Genomic DNA, 16,265 nt, shown 5'->3' on the forward strand with positions numbered 1-16,265 from the left:
CTTTTTCCGAAATGGTATAATTCACCTTCAATTGGCTCAAAGTAATCAGAACAAAAAACGTCATTCTAAAAGAGTCTAAGCGATATTCAGAACCTCCAACCGACTACAGAGGAAGTTCATAATTTGCCCCAAATTGGCTCATAATTCCAAAACAAAAAACGTCATTCCCTAGCTTGTAAAATTAGTTTGTAGCCAAGGTTTCTGTAATTTGATACAAATATAAATATTGTTAAAAAGAGGAAAGTTTCCTCTGATTAAACTGTTAGCAAGTCAAAGGAAGGGCTAGGATCCTTGTTTAAACAAGGAATGTGTTCTGCTCAAATCAAAGCAATATTTCGACACTTCCTAGTTTGCACCAAATCCCGATAACGTTCGTAAAGTATTTAAGTAGTGTGGTAGTTTGGCTACTCACATTTTATGTTTTGAAAAAGTGTGGTTTATCTGAGAAAGTTGAACCATGAATTATTAATTAAAAATTGTCTCACAGCGGAATTCTGTTTTGGCTTGGATTAGTCGGTAACTTAAGGTGGCAGCAGTAAATTGCACACTCTGAAGGTTGCCAGCTAACAAGTCACTAAAGAAAGACAAAACAGAGTTGTACCGGTTTTTGCAAACGACGCAACAACCGGCCCAGCAAACTGTTTTGCTTCTTAGTGAGGCGTTATGCGTATAGGCAAGTTAGGCATTCAATCATGAAAATGACTAAATTTGATAGGTTAATGAAAGTCTACCGTGAATTAAGTGAGGAGTTTCAAGTACTGGAAGATGAATTGGCTAAAACTATATTAAATAGTTGGGCGTCTTCCTTTAAACAAATGGATACCTTTCTTGAAGCTAAAGAGGTGCGTAGATCTCAAATGAATTCAGGTCTAGAGCAAGGATTGCGTGAATTACCTGAGTTGTTATCGGATTTACCAAAAGAAGAACGAGAGTTAGCTTTATCAATTCTGTACAGGGTAATGGATAATAACATTCCTGAGTTTTATTAAATATACGCATAACAACACGCCCTGAGGTGGACAGCAAGTATTAATACTCACTTTCCACCGCATATTTCAGAAGGGCTGAGCCCTTACGTTTTAGGTGTTCAAGGTACGTTGTTTCAACGTATGCCGTCTTTGTTTTCCAACATCTACACAGTATCCTTATCCACTTATATTCCCGCTACAGAAGCAATGCATGCGAAAACGACCAAAGGATAAAGGAAGACGAGTTCAATTCAAACGTAATGAGTCACGGAAAAGCTAAGTTATGGCGACAAAATGAAAGTTAAGATAAACAGCTCAATCGGGCGGCGACGATAGAGCAAACGGTTAGGGGCAATAGAACCGGTATTTGGCAACATATGTGTTAATAAAGGCATGGATAAATTCACCCTACGAGGGCAGGAAAAGGTAAATGCCCAATGGCAAATGTATTGTCTGGTTCATAATATAGAGAAGCTAAAGGACAGACTGCATTAATCCAAAGCCTATGGGCTTATAGACCCCGTCAATCACTCATCCCATCCCCAAAAAAGGCTTTAAAGTCGATAATCCCCGAAATCGCACAGTAAATTAGAATTTAAAATTGAAAGCTCAATAAAACTCAGATAACGTTTATGCTAAAAAAATTAATAGAAAAACGAGTTAATCTACAGGCTCGTTAGGTAACTAGGAAAGTTCGTGGAATATTTTAAGAGATTGGTAAATGGAGTTCTTTTAGGGTTGGGGTTTATGCTAGTCGTCATTCCAGGCACTGAAATCCATTCCAGTTGGGAATCGCATAACCGTAATGAGTCGTATCTAGTTTACGATGAATCTAAGGTGAACGACTTTAAATTAGAGAATACTAGGTTCAATAAATATGGACCTTACCTTGGAATATCAGGAGAAATACAGGGTAACGACTTTACTAACGTAGTTGGCTTTAGATTTAAAGCTTTAGTGTTTGATGGTGAACAACTCATAGAAGATTGCTACATGGAAGATCATAAATCTGACAAGAATAATAAGTGGTACTTTGAAGGAACTTGCTCAAATATATTGTACGAAGCTTTCGAAGTAAATTTCAGGCATGAAGTGGTTTTAAGGGCTGTTTCAATTAAAGATCCTGTGTAGTCGTTACCTAACAAGTCTTTGAAGATCACTTGTCACCGCTTTCCCGAGTTCCATCGTCACCAACGTTTAGCAAGCCTAAACTTGTTTCTTAATGAGGCCGTAGAATAACTCTTTTTTAAGAAAAACGGCCCATTTTGTGAGTTCCAAATGCATTATCTAGTGCGATAAAAACGCTTTTAATTTGTGGCAGGAACTTTATTTTTCATCAATTTGGGCTGTTGGAGTAATTCTACAGCCTCGTTAGGTTTCTAATTTTCCAAGTTGTAAACTGAGTAATAAAGGTATACTTTTAACTCAAGTATGATTTCGAATTTAATATACAAAAAAGTACGCTGAATTTTGAGAAGCATGGAATCGACTTTGTTGATGCTCAAGAGTTATGGTCTGATCCTAATTTAATCGAAATCCCAGCAAATACTTCTGACGAACCGAGGTTTCTTGTTATTGGTACTATTGAAAACAAACATTGGTCTGCGGTAATTACTTATCGGAAAAAGAACATCCGCATAATATCGGTTCGAAGATCTAGAAAGAATGAGGTGAACTTTTATGAAAGCTAACAAATTTGATGAAGCTTTTGACGAGAATCAAGATGACATCCTAGAGCACTTGGACCTATCTAAAGCTAAACGTCCATTACAAACTCAGCGAAGAGTTAATGTTGATTTTCCTTCATGGATGATCGATTCACTTGACAGAGAAGCAAGTCGAATAGGCGTAACAAGGCAATCTATTATTAAAGTTTGGCTAGCTGAACGATTGGAAAGCCAGGAAAAGAATCATCACCACGAAAGCTAACAAGACTAAAGAAAGACAAAACAGAGTTGTACCGGCCCTTGCAAACGACGAAAAAACCGGCCCAACAAATTGTTTTGCTTCTTATTGAGGCACTAGGCATACAAGGAGATCGTGTGGAAAATTTGAAAAGTGGATTCTTATGGGGATTGGGTTTTGGCCTATCAATTACTATCATCGTCCTAATTTCTCAATATTTAAACCCCAATGAATTTGAGAAAATGAAAGACTATACCCCTACAAAAATTGGAAGCTTCGAAGTCATAAGTAAAGTTGGTCGTGTCGAAGGTTCTAACTTTATTATCGCTGGTGAGTACAAAGTAACTGGTAGCCAAGAATTTGAAAGGTATAGAGTTGATGCTGTCATTCGCAACGTAAAAGGTATTTTCCTACAACAATGTAGTTCTGATATTGATACTCATAGTGTCGAAGTAGAAAAAAACTTTACAAAAGTAATTGTGTGTCGTGACTTTTCAGATGTTGAATCAGCTTCATCAGTAGAAATAAATTTGGTTGGTTTTAAGTAATGCCTTACAAGTCATTAAACAGGGACAAAAAGCTGTTGGTTGTAGCCCTATACCTATAATTTTAAACAACTATTTTTATCCCGTTAATTGGGCGTTAGGTGAACTTAATGAATGCCTCTGCAGTAAATAAAAAACTATTAGCAGAAGGGTGTGTTCCAAATAGCTTTGCAGTACTTAGCCGAGAAAGTGACGCTCTTTGTTTGCTGAAAAATGGAGTCGAATGGATAGTTGTTTATAGTGAACGAGGCAACGACTCAAAGCCATACTTTAGAAGCTTTTCAGAGGAAGATGCTTGCGAATTCTTTTATGATTTGGTTATGAAAGAACCTCACCTCCATATGGTTTTCTTTTCACGATCCATTGATGAAGCAGAACAATTCCAAACTAAAGTCAAAAATGTGGGTATCGAGACTATTCGCAACGATATCCCTCACTATATGAATGAAAATGACACTAGAGCTAGAGTCTTTGTAAAAGGTAAAGATATCTTCCGATTCGAACAAGAATTTGGGAAGCCTGAGTTTCCGTTCACCTAACAAATCTATGAAGAAAGGGACATAAAATTTTTGACTTGTCGCTCGTGCCTCGCTAATTTTAACCAGCTATTTTATTGCCTCTTATCGAGGCGTAAGGTGTAATTGTGATCAAAGTTATCATTTTATTATTGGTTAGTTTTTTAAGTTCATCATGTGTTCATTTGTTTATGTCGTTTTAATACTTTGCGACAAAATCATCAAAATGTTGTTTGAATACCTGTTTTAAATTTTTATTAACGAACATAATGTGGGCGTCGTAGTACTTTTTATTTTTGTATAGTTGCACTAAAGAGGCATTTACTGCGTTAATAAAAATCTTATTTTCTTCGGTCTTTTTACATGCGATATGGCCTGTAACAAAGTCATCAGCACCAATAACAGAGAAACTTAGGATCTGATTATCCCCTAAATACTGTTCTTTGTAGACTTCCATGACAGTTTGATATTCGAGCCAGACGTCAATTCTATTGGAAAACAACATTTGAGCCATGCGTTCTTCACTTTCACGTCCCCCCTTTACATATCTATTTTGTTTAGGGATTCTAAATATTTGAGCATTGATTTTTGAATTATATGAACGTTCTTTATCAACTCCGAGAATGAAATTATTTTGGGTAATAAACTCATAAATATCGGTGGGTTCATTAATGCTTCCTGTGAATAATGATGAAGCCCTCGGGCTTAGATAAGCTTTTAATCCAAGGAAGATGGTTTGAGGATGGGAAAAAAGTAACAAGGACTCTCGTCGATGGTTTTTTCTTAAATTTCGAATGCAGGAATTTTCATTTTTTTGCTCAATGAACTTAAGGCTACGATGTAGGCTTGCATTTAACTTTTTAAACTTATACTCAGGCAACTCATTTATTAATAAGTCTAAGGTCATTTCTTCGGTTGTGATAGCTTCTTCTGCAGATGATGAATATAACGTAATTAAGTTCTCAGTTGCAGAAGCATTGCTATAGACAATTAATGAAAAAATAAAGATTAAAAATTTCATATAAACTTAAAAAATTCCAAATTATTGTGACAACTATTTCATATATAGCATTAAAACTATAGGAGTAATTCCTTAATAAATAAATGGGATCTTTTTATTAAGTAGATAGCATACGTTTATAAAGCAAATAGGGACAAAGTAATAAACTTGATGAACGCGCTAGATTTTTTATTAACTTTGGCTTTTGTTAACCTGCGACGTTATAGAACATCCGATTTGTATTTTCCAAATTTGAGTTACAACAAATTTGTATAAATGGATTACACACTAAAACAAGCATAATATCAGTTTGCTCGGTTCAGCTTCGCTACAGACTTTAGCCAAGCAGTATTCACTTATTATGCGGGAGTAGGGCATACAATCAAAATTGTACACCCAAAACATTAAGCAAGAGAATATGAGTAAAAAAGACCAATTAGCGCCTACAAAATCCGACCTAAGTATGTATGTAACTTGGGGGATCATTATCGGGTCTATTGTCGGTTTGTTTGCGGGAATATTTTGGTTCGAAATGGGCTTGTCTATCTTATTTGGAACAGTGGCGGGCTTGATCATTGGTACCGCTCTTGGTTCTATTTTTGGAAATAAAACCAAATAAGGTAGTTTAACAAATTGCTTAAATGGGCAGATGCTAGAGGGCGTTAAAAATTCTGCGTCACTTATTTTAAACAGCTATACTTTGCCTATTATTAGGGCATTTGCACGACAGAAATGGAGTTGTTATGAATTTAGTAATTAACGAACGGAAAGTTGAAAATCCGTTGGTAGCGTTGGCATTGGTTCTGTTTGCATTATCAATTGTTGGTGGTGTAATTGCTTTTGTGTTGTTTGTAATACTTCCTTTAATTGGAATTTTCATTTCAGGTTTGTTTGCTTTAATTTTTGCATTTATTTCGTCAATTATTCTTTGGCTTGTCCTGCCCGTTTTATTCCTCTCAATAATTGGTTGGTTTTTTGGGAAGTTATTAAAGTAAATCACATTTTTGGTTAGGTAGTTAAACGTCGTGGGCAATTTAGCTGGTTTGTATTTTATAATTTTTGAATCAGTGTTTCTGACCCTTTGCTGGCAGTGACGTTAGCGTTACATATGCGTTTTTTTTACATGGAGTTGGTATTTTGTTTTTAATTTTTACACTTCCTTTATTCCTGCTCGTCGTTGGTTTTTCACTTTATAAAATAGCGAAGGGCTTTATTACAAAAGATATTTCCCATCTAAAGCCCGTCTTTTGGATCTGGGTTCTGCCTGTTTTTTCAATTTGTTTTACTATGTTAAACGGTCTTAAATCTATAGATAAAAGTGATATTGTTGGGACATATGAGGTCGATAAAGAATTTTATCCAGGGACTAATGCGGACTGGCAAAACAACCATTTTAGCTTTGTTATAAATGAGAACAACGAGTTTTTCTTTTATGAAAAACTCGCAGATGGCAGTTTTAAAGTTGTTGAGTCTAAGGTTGAGTATTATCGCGATCACAATCCAGCTTTGTTTCGATTAATTGTTCCTGAACCCCATAAGCTCATTGACAGTAATCCCACGTTATATCGACAAAAATTTGATTTCTACTATGTATTTGACTCAGCGTTCGGCAGTATGTTTTATCGTAAAGTTTCTGACAGTACAGCGAACAAACAAACGAACAAGGGCACGTAATTCGCCCCTCGGATTTGTTATTTAAAGATTGTTGACATGTGTGACTCTAACTCGCGCAATAGGGCGTTTTAATTTGGGTGATGAAATACTCAAATAATTTCAAAAGAAACAGGTAGTTCCTAGAGGCAGATTAAAACGTGTTCAACTTTGTTAGGGGATTTAAAGCTGGATGACGTTGGGTAAATATTCGAGTATTGTCGCCGTTAGTCATGGTTTAACAAATGGAAAGCGATCCGTCATTGAAGTCTTAGACGATTATCAATGATCTACGTCTTCCTTTGATTCTGAGTGCACCCGTCGACACTTGAAGTATTTGAAAAGTGCCATACCGCTATCATACTTAGGGGGATATGTGGACATAGCACCTTAAACCATTTCGTAAATACTGTTATATAAACTGAATTTATTAGTAAAAATTTATAGTAGATTTAATATGTTCATGCGTCTATTCATTGAGGGTATATAAAACTTGATGACTGTTTGCAGTATCATATAGCAAGTTATTGTTTTCTATACTGTTTTAAGTATGGGTTTTTATGTTTAGAATTTTTATAGAAATACAATGGATAATAATGTGATATCAAAAAACAACCCACAAGAAAACACAAAAACAGACAGTTCATCTGAAAGTATTTTGGATGTTTTCACCCGCTATAAGTCTTCACTTAAATATTTTATTTCTAGCTATGTAATAAACTCTCAAGATGTTGACGATGTTTGCCAGGAGACTTTTCTACGGACATACAAAACATCTCTAGAAAATGAAGTAAAAACACCAAAATCCTTTATGTTTAAAGTCGCTAAAAATTTGATACTTTCTGACTTTAGAAGGGCATCAACACAGTTAAATGAGTATGTTGAAGATATCGATTTAGTAGAAAATCAATTAGAAATAAATGACCTTGAAAGTAATAGTTTAGCTCAAGAGAAGCTCGGCGTTATGTGTGAGGCTATTGCGAGCTTGCCTAATAAATGCCGTCAAGTGGTTGTTATGAGAAAAGTGTATGGCATGAAAACCAGAGATATCGCAAAACGTATGAATATATCTACTATTACCGTGAGTAATTATATTACTAAAGGAATGTGCGCCTACAATGACGCAAGAGCAAAATATACCGATGAACACAATGAAGAACCAAGCGCAAAGCCAGTTAATACCTCCATTAAAACGGGGAGAGTATCATGAAAAATAATGTCGAAGGCTTTACCAATAGAAGCAAAATTAATGAAGAAGCTGCGCAATGGGTATTATTATTAGAGGATACATCAAAGCTTTCCAACAAGCAGATTGAAGAGCTTAATAATTGGGTAGCAACCAGTGATATTCATCGAGAATGCATTGAATCTATGGCGAGTTCATGGGGAGAAATGGACTTACTTGCACAAGTGATGGTGCCACAAGAAATACATAAGCCATCAGTTTTTTTGACGATGTTAACAAAATTACTGTTACCGGTTATAGCGATGCTTTCACTATTAACGGTTGCTATGAATCAAAGTAAAAATTTACTTCGGCCAATTGTACTTGCACCGGTTTTACTGTGTGCAATCGTGTTTTTTAGCGTAATTAATATTCAACAGGCAAACAATCCTGTAAACACAGTGATTAGTACTAAGGTAGGCGAGAGTATTCATCATCAATTACCTGATGGATCAAGTTTATGGCTAAATAGCTCTAGTAAAGTACAAATTAATTACAGTGAAAATTTTCGAAGGATTAATTTATTCGCTGGAGAAGCGCATTTTGAAGTGGCTAAAGATCCGATGCGACCTTTTGAAGTATACGCGGACGATCGATTAGTTCGAGCCATTGGAACAGCTTTTACCGTTCATAAATTGGCGGAAAGAATCGAAGTACTCGTGAGTGAAGGGACCGTTGAATTAGCTATTATTGATAATACCTTAGTGGTGATTCCTGATGATTATAAGGCTATTAAAATCGCACGAAATTTTGAGGATAAAAACCTTAAAAGCAGTTCGGGTTTAGCTATAAAAGACGAAACTAATCAGCCTGTTACTTTGAAAAAAAAGTTAGGAAAGCTAACTGCCGGGCAACGTATTAGTATTCCAGTTAAGAATGATAATTTAAGTGCTATTGATGAACTAGATACCAGTGAAGTTGCTCGTTTTCTTTCTTGGAAAGAAGGTAAGTTAGTCTTTGCGGGTGAATCATTAGAAGAGGTTATTAAAGAAATTACTCGTCATACGGAAGTTAAAATAGACGTCCTTGACCCACAACTTAAATCAATGCGTATTGGTGGGCAATTTCAAGTAGGCGAAACCGACACTTTATTTTATGTGTTAGAGTCAGGTTTTGGTATTAGTGTAAACAAATTAGACGCAAATCATGTACAATTAAATATAAAAAAACAAATAAAATAAAAAATGTATAGTAGATTAAGTTTTCTCAAGCATCTTACTAGTAGGCAGGTTTATAGGGTGCTAATAGTTTTTGGCTTATTAAGTTTCTGTTGCTTAACATGTATAGTTAATGCAAAAGAACGTCCAAAGGTTAACGGAAAATATGAATTTAATATTCCCGCACAATCTTTAGATAAATCACTTAATACTCTATCGGATATCAGTAAGATATCGTTTCTATTCCCTTATGACCTTGTCGAAAACAAACAGGGTAACCCTGTTCAAGGTCATTATGACGTGCAACAAGCACTTAATTTGTTACTTAAAGGTAGCGGTCTTGAAGGGGAACTCTCAAACAAAAAAGCTTTTTTAATTAAACCTTTAAGGATTGAAGAAGCTAATAACAATAGTTTGAGGAAACAAAATATGAAATCACAAAAAACTATATTAGCATCCATTTTTGCAATGATGTTCTCTACGGCACCAAGTGCGCAAGAAGCAAATACAAAGATAGATACAGCAAAAGATAGCGATATTGAACAAATTACAGTCACAGGCATTAGAGGAAGTTTAGCCAAAGCTACCGAAGTTAAACGTTCGTTAGATGTTGTCGCTGATGTTATTTCTGCGGAAGATATTGGCAAGTTTCCTGATCAAAATTTAGCTGAATCTTTGCAGCGTATCAGTGGCGTACAGATTTCTAGAAATAGAGGTGAAGGTGACGATGTAAGTATTAGGGGGTTAAGCCCAGCATTTACACGTATTCAATTTAATGGCAGAACTTTACCTTCAGCTACAGGTGGCCGTAGTTTTGATTTTACTATATTGCCTTCAGATTTTGTAAGTGCATTAGAAGTTTATAAAACACCTTCTGCAGATATGGAAGAAGGTGCACTATCAGGAACAGTAAATATAAAAACGCCCCGCCCTCTTAATATAGGTAAAAATTCGCTTATAACGAGTGTTAAAGGTATTTATGAAGAAAATTCAGGCAAAACAACACCTGATTTATCTGTTCTATATACCAATGTTAATGATGATAATAGTTTTGGTATAACACTCGGCGCGCATTACGACAAACGTACTTTAGAATCCCATTTTTATGAAGCCTTTGGATTGGAACCTGCCACTGAATCAGCGAAAGGTTTAGATTATGATTTAAACGGCACAATTGATGGTTCACGTTATCAATTTGATCACGCTACAAACTTTGCTCAAGCAAAAGAAGATCGCGAACGAACTACATTTTTAGCCACGGCTCAGTGGCGTCCTTCTAATAAAGTTGATATTTGGTTAGAAGGCCTATATTCAGAATTTGATATTGTTGGCGCAAAAGCGTTAAATTCCTTCAGATGGACTAACGTTGTTGCTGGTGGTTCAGTATACGATAGCCAAATTTCAGGTGATTTGATTGAGAGTTTAGGCGTTGTTGGTGTTGATAACCGTAACAACGCCAGAACTTCTGATTCAAATGATACTTTAACCTCTGTGTCTTTAGGCTCTGACTATCAGTTTAGTGATGATTGGTTAATTTCGGGGGAAATTGCTTATGCTAAATCTGAAAGTGTGAGTTCGTCACTTTCACATGAAGTGATAGGACGTGCTAATGCAGCTTATGACTTTAGTAATGACTACGCAGGAATTCCAACATTAACCTATGCTCCAGGTTACGATCCTTTAGATGGTAATAGCTTTCGCTCACTTGGTTTTAATGGTGCTCTTGACCAACCAATAAGTGATGAGAATATTGATCTTAAAATTGACGTGAAACACAATATCGAATGGAAAATGGGGGATAGTATTTCCTTTTATAATTTAGAGTTCGGTACCAAATTTAGCTCCAGAGAGAAGTTTAATGGTTTTCGCAATATTGGTGTAAATTCAGAGGCACTTGCTGGCCTTTTAGGTGAAACATATGACCCAAGTATTGAAGGTGGTAGCTTTAATGCTGCTGATTATATGTCTGTGTATAGTCCAAGTAACTTCTTTGACGGTTATGATGGTTCTGCCACTTACCCTTCGCAATGGCTATCTGCTGATGTAGATATATTGTTATCACATGTTTCATTAGCTGAATTAATTGCAGTAGGCACGCTTACAGAAGGTGGCTCAAGCGTAATCGATGTTAAAGAAAATGTATTTTCTGGCTATGCAAAACTTAGCTTTACTAACGCTGATGATCGACTTAATGGTAATTTGGGTATTCGTATAGTTTCAACTGATCAAGAGTCAAGTGGCAATATTCCTGACTTTTCAACAGTTAAGTTTGACCAGGGGGGGGCTCAAACTTTTGTAGACACTTCTGAAAGTTCAGTTAGTCGTTCATATACTGAAGTACTGCCAAGCTTTAACTTAGCTTATGACGTTTCTGACGATGTAATCGTTCGATTTGGCGCGGCACGTGTTATGTCTAGACCTGACCTATCGGTATTGTCTCCCGCGACAACAATCAATGTAAACATTAAATCAATTAACTCAAGTAACCCAAATGTGGATGCCTACTTAGCCGATCAATTCGATTTGTCTTTTGAATGGTATTTTGAGGAAGCCGGTATGCTTTCTGTTTCACCATTTGTTAAGTTTATTGACTCATTCGTTGTATCTTCAACTAACCAAGAAGAGGTAACTTATACAGATTTAGATGGCAGTAATTCAAAAACAGAAACATTTACACGATTCTTACCAGATAACGGTAAAGGCTCAGACATGTATGGTTTTGAAGTGAACTGGCAACAACCCCTTGACATTATTGTTGAAGGGCTGGGTTTTATGGCCAACTTTACCGTAGTTCATGCTGATGAGATTCAAACAGCAGAAAATGGCCCATTGTTGACCTTAGATGGTTTATCTGAAACAAGTTATAACATGGTTGCGTTTTATGAGAATGAAGCGTTTGGCGCAAGACTCGCTTATAACTACCGCGACAAATTTGTGAATAACGGCACTAACTATTTTGGTGACGGCTCATTTACTAATGAATATAAACAGTTGGATTTCTCAGCGAGTTACAATGTCACGGAAAACGTTTCTATTGATTTTGAAGCATTAAATCTAACGAACGAAGTTCAAATCCAAACCAATGCCTTAGGCATAAACAGAGGTTTGGAAGATGTTGGAAGTCGTTTCACTCTTGGTGTTAGAGCCGCATTTTAAGGGATATCTTACCTTTAATTTTAGCTCGGGAGATAGTCTAGAACTATCTCCTCTTTTCCTAAACCTATTTAATAATATTTAAAATCATTACAGGTGTAACCGATGCATATTTTTATATTGCTCATCAGTATCTTTTTATTTTCGTGCGCTGATCATAATGACAATCTAGAATCAAACCTAACCACTGCTTCTAATAATACTGAATTACTCATTGTTTATCCTAAAGGGCAGTTAAAACAAAATGGCTTCAGTTTGGATGATGCTCTTTCATTCGCTAAGGAGCTTTTAGCGTTAGAAAAAAATGTTGAAATAATATTAACTTCAGGGACCTATTACTTAGAAAAACCTATTATTTTAGGGCCTGAATTCTCAGGGACAAAAGAGAGGCCTTTTACTATTCGCGCACAAGAAAATGCGAATGTTATTTTGAGCGGTGCGAAATTAGTAAGGTTAAACTGGGAAGGTAATAACCAGCTGATGAAAGCTCAACTCCCCGTGGATAACGTGGACCAATTATACATTAATGGTCGTAAACAAATTAATGCGCGCTTCCCTAATTTTAATTCATCGGTACAAGTTTTTAATGGTTATGCTGCAGATGCCATTTCACCTGAACGTGTTGCTACATGGAAAAATCCTAAAGGTGGTTTTGTTCATGCTCTACACGAAGGACGATGGGGTGGAATGCATTACTTAATCAAAGGGGTTACTAATCAAGGTGAGCTGACCCTTGAAGGTGGTTTCCAAAATAATCGTCAATCGCCAATGCATGAAAAATATCGATATGTTGAAAATATCTTTGAAGAGTTAGATGCCCCTAACGAATGGTATTTTGATCAAACGTTGTCTGTTCTATATTTTTATCCTCCAGCTGATTTAGATCTAAGCATTGCTAAAGTTGAAATATCGCAACTTGATAATTTGATAGAACTACGCGGTAGCTCAAAAGCGCCGGTCAAACATATTAATATTCATGGCCTAACGTTTACCCAAACTAATCAAACGTTTATGAAAACTAAAGAGCCGCTATTACGCAGTGATTGGGCAATTTATCGAGGTGGAGCCATCTTTTTAGACGGCACAGATAATATTCATATTGCCAATAATGAATTCTACAATTTAGGCGGAAATGCCATTTTCGTTAGCAACTATAATCGCAATGCAAATGTTTCAGGTAATGAAATATTTGATATCGGCGCAAGTGCCATTAGTTTTGTTGGCAATCCCTCTGCTGTAAGGTCTCCAAGCTTCGAATACCATGAGTTTGTTGATATTGCTAAAATGGATATGAAGCAAGGTCCTAAGAATGAAAATTATCCCTCAAAATCAATTGCTACTGATAATTTAATTTATGATATTGGTTTAGTTGAAAAGCAAGTTGCCGGTGTTCAGTTATCTATGTCATCAGATATTACTGTGAGCCATAACTCTATTTATCGAGTGCCTCGTTCTGGAATTAATGTCAGTGAAGGAACATGGGGTGGTCATATTATTGAATATAATGATGTGTTCGACACAGTGTTAGAAACTGGTGATCATGGTGCATTTAACTCTTGGGGTAGAGATCGTTTTTGGCACCCAGATCGTGCTGAAATGGTTAAATTAGCTAAAGAGCATCCTGGGATGTACAAAGTTGATGTACTAAGTCCAATTATAATAAGAAATAACCGCTTTCAGTGTGATCACGGTTGGGATATAGACTTAGATGACGGTTCTTCCAATTACAAAATTTATAATAATGTGGCGTTAAGTGGCGGATTAAAATTACGTGAAGGTTTTAATCGCACCGTTGAAAACAATATTATTTTAAATAATTCTTTTCATCCTCATGTATGGTTTGAAAACAGTGACGATACTTTCCGCTACAACATAGTTTTGGCAAGTCACAAGCCAATATTAAATAACCATTGGGGTAATGAAGTAGATAAAAACTTTTTTACCACCGAACAAGCCTTATTAAAAGCTCAAAAATTAGGATTAGACTCGCATTCAAAATTTGGGAACCCACAATTCGTCGCACCTGAAAAAGGTAATTATCAAGTCAGTAATAATTCTTTGGCACTGACGGTTGGTTTCACTAACTTTCCTATGGATGAGTTTGGTGTAATAAGTGAAGAGTTAAAAGCAAAAGCAGAAAGACCTGATTTCCCTAATTTATATCTCAATAATAATGACGCCTCTAATTCAACCGAATTGGAGTTATTCGATGCTACTTTTAAGTCAGTAACGACACTTGGTGAGCAGTCAGCTTTAGGTATTCCTGAAATTGCAGGAGCGCTTGTTTTAGATATTGTCCCTAGTGGTAAGGCTAATTTAGGCGGATTGAAAAAAGGTGATGTTATTTTAAGGGTCATTGATAGTGAGTTTGGTGGCGAAGATAAAATCATAACGACAAAAGATTTACTGACTTCATACCGTTCTCGAAAGTGGCGCGGTACTTTAGAGATGGTGATCATGAGAAATCAACAAGAACAACATTTGGTAATAAATTTACTCGATTGATATTTTTTGAAATTGTTGTTAACCGTTATTTAGAGGCAAATATGATAATAAATAAAATGATAGTGATAATTATTGGCGCGTTATTACTGACTATTTATAGTACTTCAAGTGTTTACGCTCAAAAAAGTAAGCCCAATATATTATTTATTTTAACAGACGATCAAAGCTTTGATGCTTTAGGAAGTGTAGGTAACTCATTAATAAAAACGCCGAATTTAGATAAGTTAGCCGCCAAAGGTATGACATTATCTCACGTTTATAACCAAGGATCTTGGTCGCCAGCGGTATGTGCTCCGAGTAGAGCCATGATTAATACGGGTCGAAATTTATTTGAAACAGGTATGCAAAATAAGCAAGTGCCATTGGATGCAAGACCTAATTACCCATTGTGGGGGGAAACTTTTAAAAACGCTGGTTACGAAACCTTTATGACGGGTAAGTGGCATGTATCACGACAAGCATTATTGCGAAGCTTCAATGTAGGTAAAGCAGTCCATGAAAGCGGTATGACATATGATCATTATAACGCTGTGATGTTAGATATTAACGACTCTGAAAATGGTGTGTCTGAGACCTATTCTTCTAAAAAGCATACGAGTGAATTAATTGCTGATGAGGCGGTAAATTTCTTGCAAAAAAATAACGCCATTCAGGATAAACCATTCCTAATGTATGTTGCTTTTTTAGCGCCACATGATACGCGTCAGTCACCAAACAATTTTGTAGAGATGTATCCTGAAGAGTCTATTTCTTTGCCAACCTCATTCAAACAACAGCACCATTTAGACCAAGGTGACTTTTGGATTCGTGATGAGAAGTTACTCAGTATTCCGAGAAAAGAAAATGAAACGAAAAAATTCATCGGCGAGTACTATGCAATGATCACTCATTTGGATGAGCAAATTGGTCGGATACTAGATTCGCTTGACTCATCACCTTATGCAGATAATACCCTTATTATTTTTACTTCTGACCATGGTTTAGCGGTAGGTCGTCATGGATTATTAGGTAAACAAAATCAGTATGACCATAGTGTTCGAGCGCCGTTTATTATTGCTGGAAAAGATATCCCTAAAGGAAAAACCGTTAAAGGCAATATTTATTTAAATAGTATTTTCCCAACAACTGCTGAATTAGCTGGTATTGAAATTCCTAACACGGTACAAGCACAAAGTTTTGCGCCTCTATTAACAGGTGAACGAGATTCAATGAATAAATATATTTATGGTGCGTACCGTCATTTTCAACGCATGGTGAGAACGGATGATTTTAAATATATTTACTATCCAATGATAAATGAAACTCAGCTTTTTGATTTACAAAATGATCCTGAAGAATTAGTCAATGTCGCCACGAATCCAAAGTATACTAAGCAGTTAGTAGAGATGCAGAGTAAGCTTAAGGAATTAATGACAAAATATAATGATCCTGTCGTTCTCGATAGCCCAAAGCGCTCATACAGTGAAGCTGGCTTTAATACCGATGCTTGGTCACCGAAATATACGGAATATCATTAAATTTTAACTTTTATATTCTGAATTACCTTTGTTTATTTTACGAGGAAGTTCTAATTTAAACGTCAATTATTTTTAGGGGGTATTACCGGAACAAAGGAGTAAACTTAATGAACGCGCTAGATTTT

16 protein-coding genes are annotated in these 16,265 nt (G+C 36.0%); 15 read left to right on the forward strand and 1 reads right to left on the reverse strand.

The genetic code is table 11. The annotated features are described in order from the left end of the window. Positions 1-692: 692 nt before the first annotated feature. From KO525_RS08860 to KO525_RS08890, 7 genes are all read left to right on the forward strand, one after another. Complete coding sequence (locus tag KO525_RS08860; protein WP_215963449.1) at positions 693-989, forward strand: hypothetical protein; 297 nt, start codon at positions 693-695, stop codon at positions 987-989. A gap of 372 nt (positions 990-1,361) precedes the next feature. Continuing rightward, positions 1,362-1,463 carry a transposase gene (locus tag KO525_RS19695; RefSeq protein WP_252736632.1) on the forward strand — a complete coding sequence of 34 codons (102 nt, stop codon included), beginning with the start codon at positions 1,362-1,364 and terminating at the stop codon, positions 1,461-1,463. A gap of 201 nt (positions 1,464-1,664) precedes the next feature. Then, positions 1,665-2,099 (forward strand): hypothetical protein, encoded by a 435-nt coding sequence (locus KO525_RS08870; protein ID WP_215963450.1) that lies wholly within the window; start codon positions 1,665-1,667, stop codon positions 2,097-2,099. 317 nt (positions 2,100-2,416) lie between these two features. Next, positions 2,417-2,659, forward strand: coding sequence for a BrnT family toxin (locus tag KO525_RS08875; RefSeq protein WP_215963593.1), 243 nt, complete (start codon positions 2,417-2,419; stop codon positions 2,657-2,659). Beyond that, positions 2,649-2,897 (forward strand): type II toxin-antitoxin system BrnA family antitoxin, encoded by a 249-nt coding sequence (gene brnA / locus KO525_RS08880; protein WP_215963451.1) that lies wholly within the window; start codon positions 2,649-2,651, stop codon positions 2,895-2,897. Before KO525_RS08875 ends, brnA begins: the two co-directional genes overlap by 11 nt. Before the next feature lie 113 nt (positions 2,898-3,010). Then, positions 3,011-3,421 carry a hypothetical protein gene (locus KO525_RS08885; RefSeq protein WP_215963452.1) on the forward strand — a complete coding sequence of 137 codons (411 nt, stop codon included), beginning with the start codon at positions 3,011-3,013 and terminating at the stop codon, positions 3,419-3,421. A 107-nt stretch (positions 3,422-3,528) separates the two neighbouring features. After that, positions 3,529-3,957 (forward strand): SPOR domain-containing protein, encoded by a 429-nt coding sequence (locus KO525_RS08890; protein WP_215963453.1) that lies wholly within the window; start codon positions 3,529-3,531, stop codon positions 3,955-3,957. Positions 3,958-4,132: 175 nt separating this feature from the next. Here the strand turns inward: KO525_RS08890 and KO525_RS08895 are convergent, their stop codons facing one another. Continuing rightward, a complete protein-coding gene (locus tag KO525_RS08895) occupies positions 4,133-4,954 on the reverse strand; it encodes a hypothetical protein (protein ID WP_215963454.1) in 822 nt (273 codons plus the stop codon). Between the two features lie 397 nt (positions 4,955-5,351). Between KO525_RS08895 and KO525_RS08900 the strand changes: the two genes are divergently transcribed. From KO525_RS08900 to KO525_RS08935, 8 genes are all read left to right on the forward strand, one after another. Then, positions 5,352-5,552 carry a hypothetical protein gene (locus KO525_RS08900; protein ID WP_215963455.1) on the forward strand — a complete coding sequence of 67 codons (201 nt, stop codon included), beginning with the start codon at positions 5,352-5,354 and terminating at the stop codon, positions 5,550-5,552. Between the two features lie 124 nt (positions 5,553-5,676). Beyond that, positions 5,677-5,928 carry a hypothetical protein gene (locus tag KO525_RS08905; protein WP_215963456.1) on the forward strand — a complete coding sequence of 84 codons (252 nt, stop codon included), beginning with the start codon at positions 5,677-5,679 and terminating at the stop codon, positions 5,926-5,928. A gap of 142 nt (positions 5,929-6,070) precedes the next feature. Next, positions 6,071-6,607, forward strand: coding sequence for a hypothetical protein (locus KO525_RS08910; protein ID WP_215963457.1), 537 nt, complete (start codon positions 6,071-6,073; stop codon positions 6,605-6,607). A 562-nt stretch (positions 6,608-7,169) separates the two neighbouring features. Beyond that, the gene (locus tag KO525_RS08915) at positions 7,170-7,793 is read left to right on the forward strand and encodes an RNA polymerase sigma factor (protein WP_215963458.1); all 624 of its coding nucleotides are present in this window, start codon (positions 7,170-7,172) and stop codon (positions 7,791-7,793) included. After that, positions 7,790-8,989 (forward strand): FecR family protein, encoded by a 1,200-nt coding sequence (locus KO525_RS08920; RefSeq protein WP_215963459.1) that lies wholly within the window; start codon positions 7,790-7,792, stop codon positions 8,987-8,989. Before KO525_RS08915 ends, KO525_RS08920 begins: the two co-directional genes overlap by 4 nt. Positions 8,990-9,046: 57 nt before the next feature. After that, on the forward strand, positions 9,047-12,121 hold the full coding sequence (locus KO525_RS08925; protein ID WP_215963460.1) for a TonB-dependent receptor: 3,075 nt from the start codon (positions 9,047-9,049) through the stop codon (positions 12,119-12,121). Between the two features lie 102 nt (positions 12,122-12,223). Further along, on the forward strand, positions 12,224-14,623 hold the full coding sequence (locus KO525_RS08930) for a PDZ domain-containing protein (RefSeq protein WP_215963461.1): 2,400 nt from the start codon (positions 12,224-12,226) through the stop codon (positions 14,621-14,623). 41 nt (positions 14,624-14,664) lie between these two features. Next, a complete protein-coding gene (locus KO525_RS08935; RefSeq protein ID WP_215963462.1) occupies positions 14,665-16,140 on the forward strand; it encodes a sulfatase-like hydrolase/transferase in 1,476 nt (491 codons plus the stop codon). Positions 16,141-16,265 lie beyond the last annotated feature (125 nt).

Source organism: Psychrosphaera sp. B3R10 (assembly GCF_018861025.1).
In the GTDB taxonomy this organism is placed as follows: Bacteria; Pseudomonadota; Gammaproteobacteria; order Enterobacterales; family Alteromonadaceae; genus Psychrosphaera; species Psychrosphaera algicola.

Bases quoted from the DNA above. Each gene is read 5' to 3' on its own strand.
- KO525_RS08900 (WP_215963455.1), top strand. From the start codon at position 5,352: ATGAGTAAAAAAGACCAATTAGCGCCTACAAAATCCGACCTAAGTATG.
- KO525_RS08930 (WP_215963461.1), top strand. From the start codon at position 12,224: ATGCATATTTTTATATTGCTCATCAGTATCTTTTTATTTTCGTGCGCT.
- KO525_RS08905 (WP_215963456.1), top strand. From the start codon at position 5,677: ATGAATTTAGTAATTAACGAACGGAAAGTTGAAAATCCGTTGGTAGCG.
- KO525_RS08915 (WP_215963458.1), top strand. From the start codon at position 7,170: ATGGATAATAATGTGATATCAAAAAACAACCCACAAGAAAACACAAAA.
- KO525_RS08895 (WP_215963454.1), bottom strand. From the start codon at position 4,954: ATGAAATTTTTAATCTTTATTTTTTCATTAATTGTCTATAGCAATGCT.
- KO525_RS19695 (WP_252736632.1), top strand. From the start codon at position 1,362: ATGGATAAATTCACCCTACGAGGGCAGGAAAAGGTAAATGCCCAATGG.
- KO525_RS08890 (WP_215963453.1), top strand. From the start codon at position 3,529: ATGAATGCCTCTGCAGTAAATAAAAAACTATTAGCAGAAGGGTGTGTT.
- brnA (WP_215963451.1), top strand. From the start codon at position 2,649: ATGAAAGCTAACAAATTTGATGAAGCTTTTGACGAGAATCAAGATGAC.
- KO525_RS08860 (WP_215963449.1), top strand. From the start codon at position 693: ATGAAAATGACTAAATTTGATAGGTTAATGAAAGTCTACCGTGAATTA.
- KO525_RS08935 (WP_215963462.1), top strand. From the start codon at position 14,665: ATGATAATAAATAAAATGATAGTGATAATTATTGGCGCGTTATTACTG.
- KO525_RS08920 (WP_215963459.1), top strand. From the start codon at position 7,790: ATGAAAAATAATGTCGAAGGCTTTACCAATAGAAGCAAAATTAATGAA.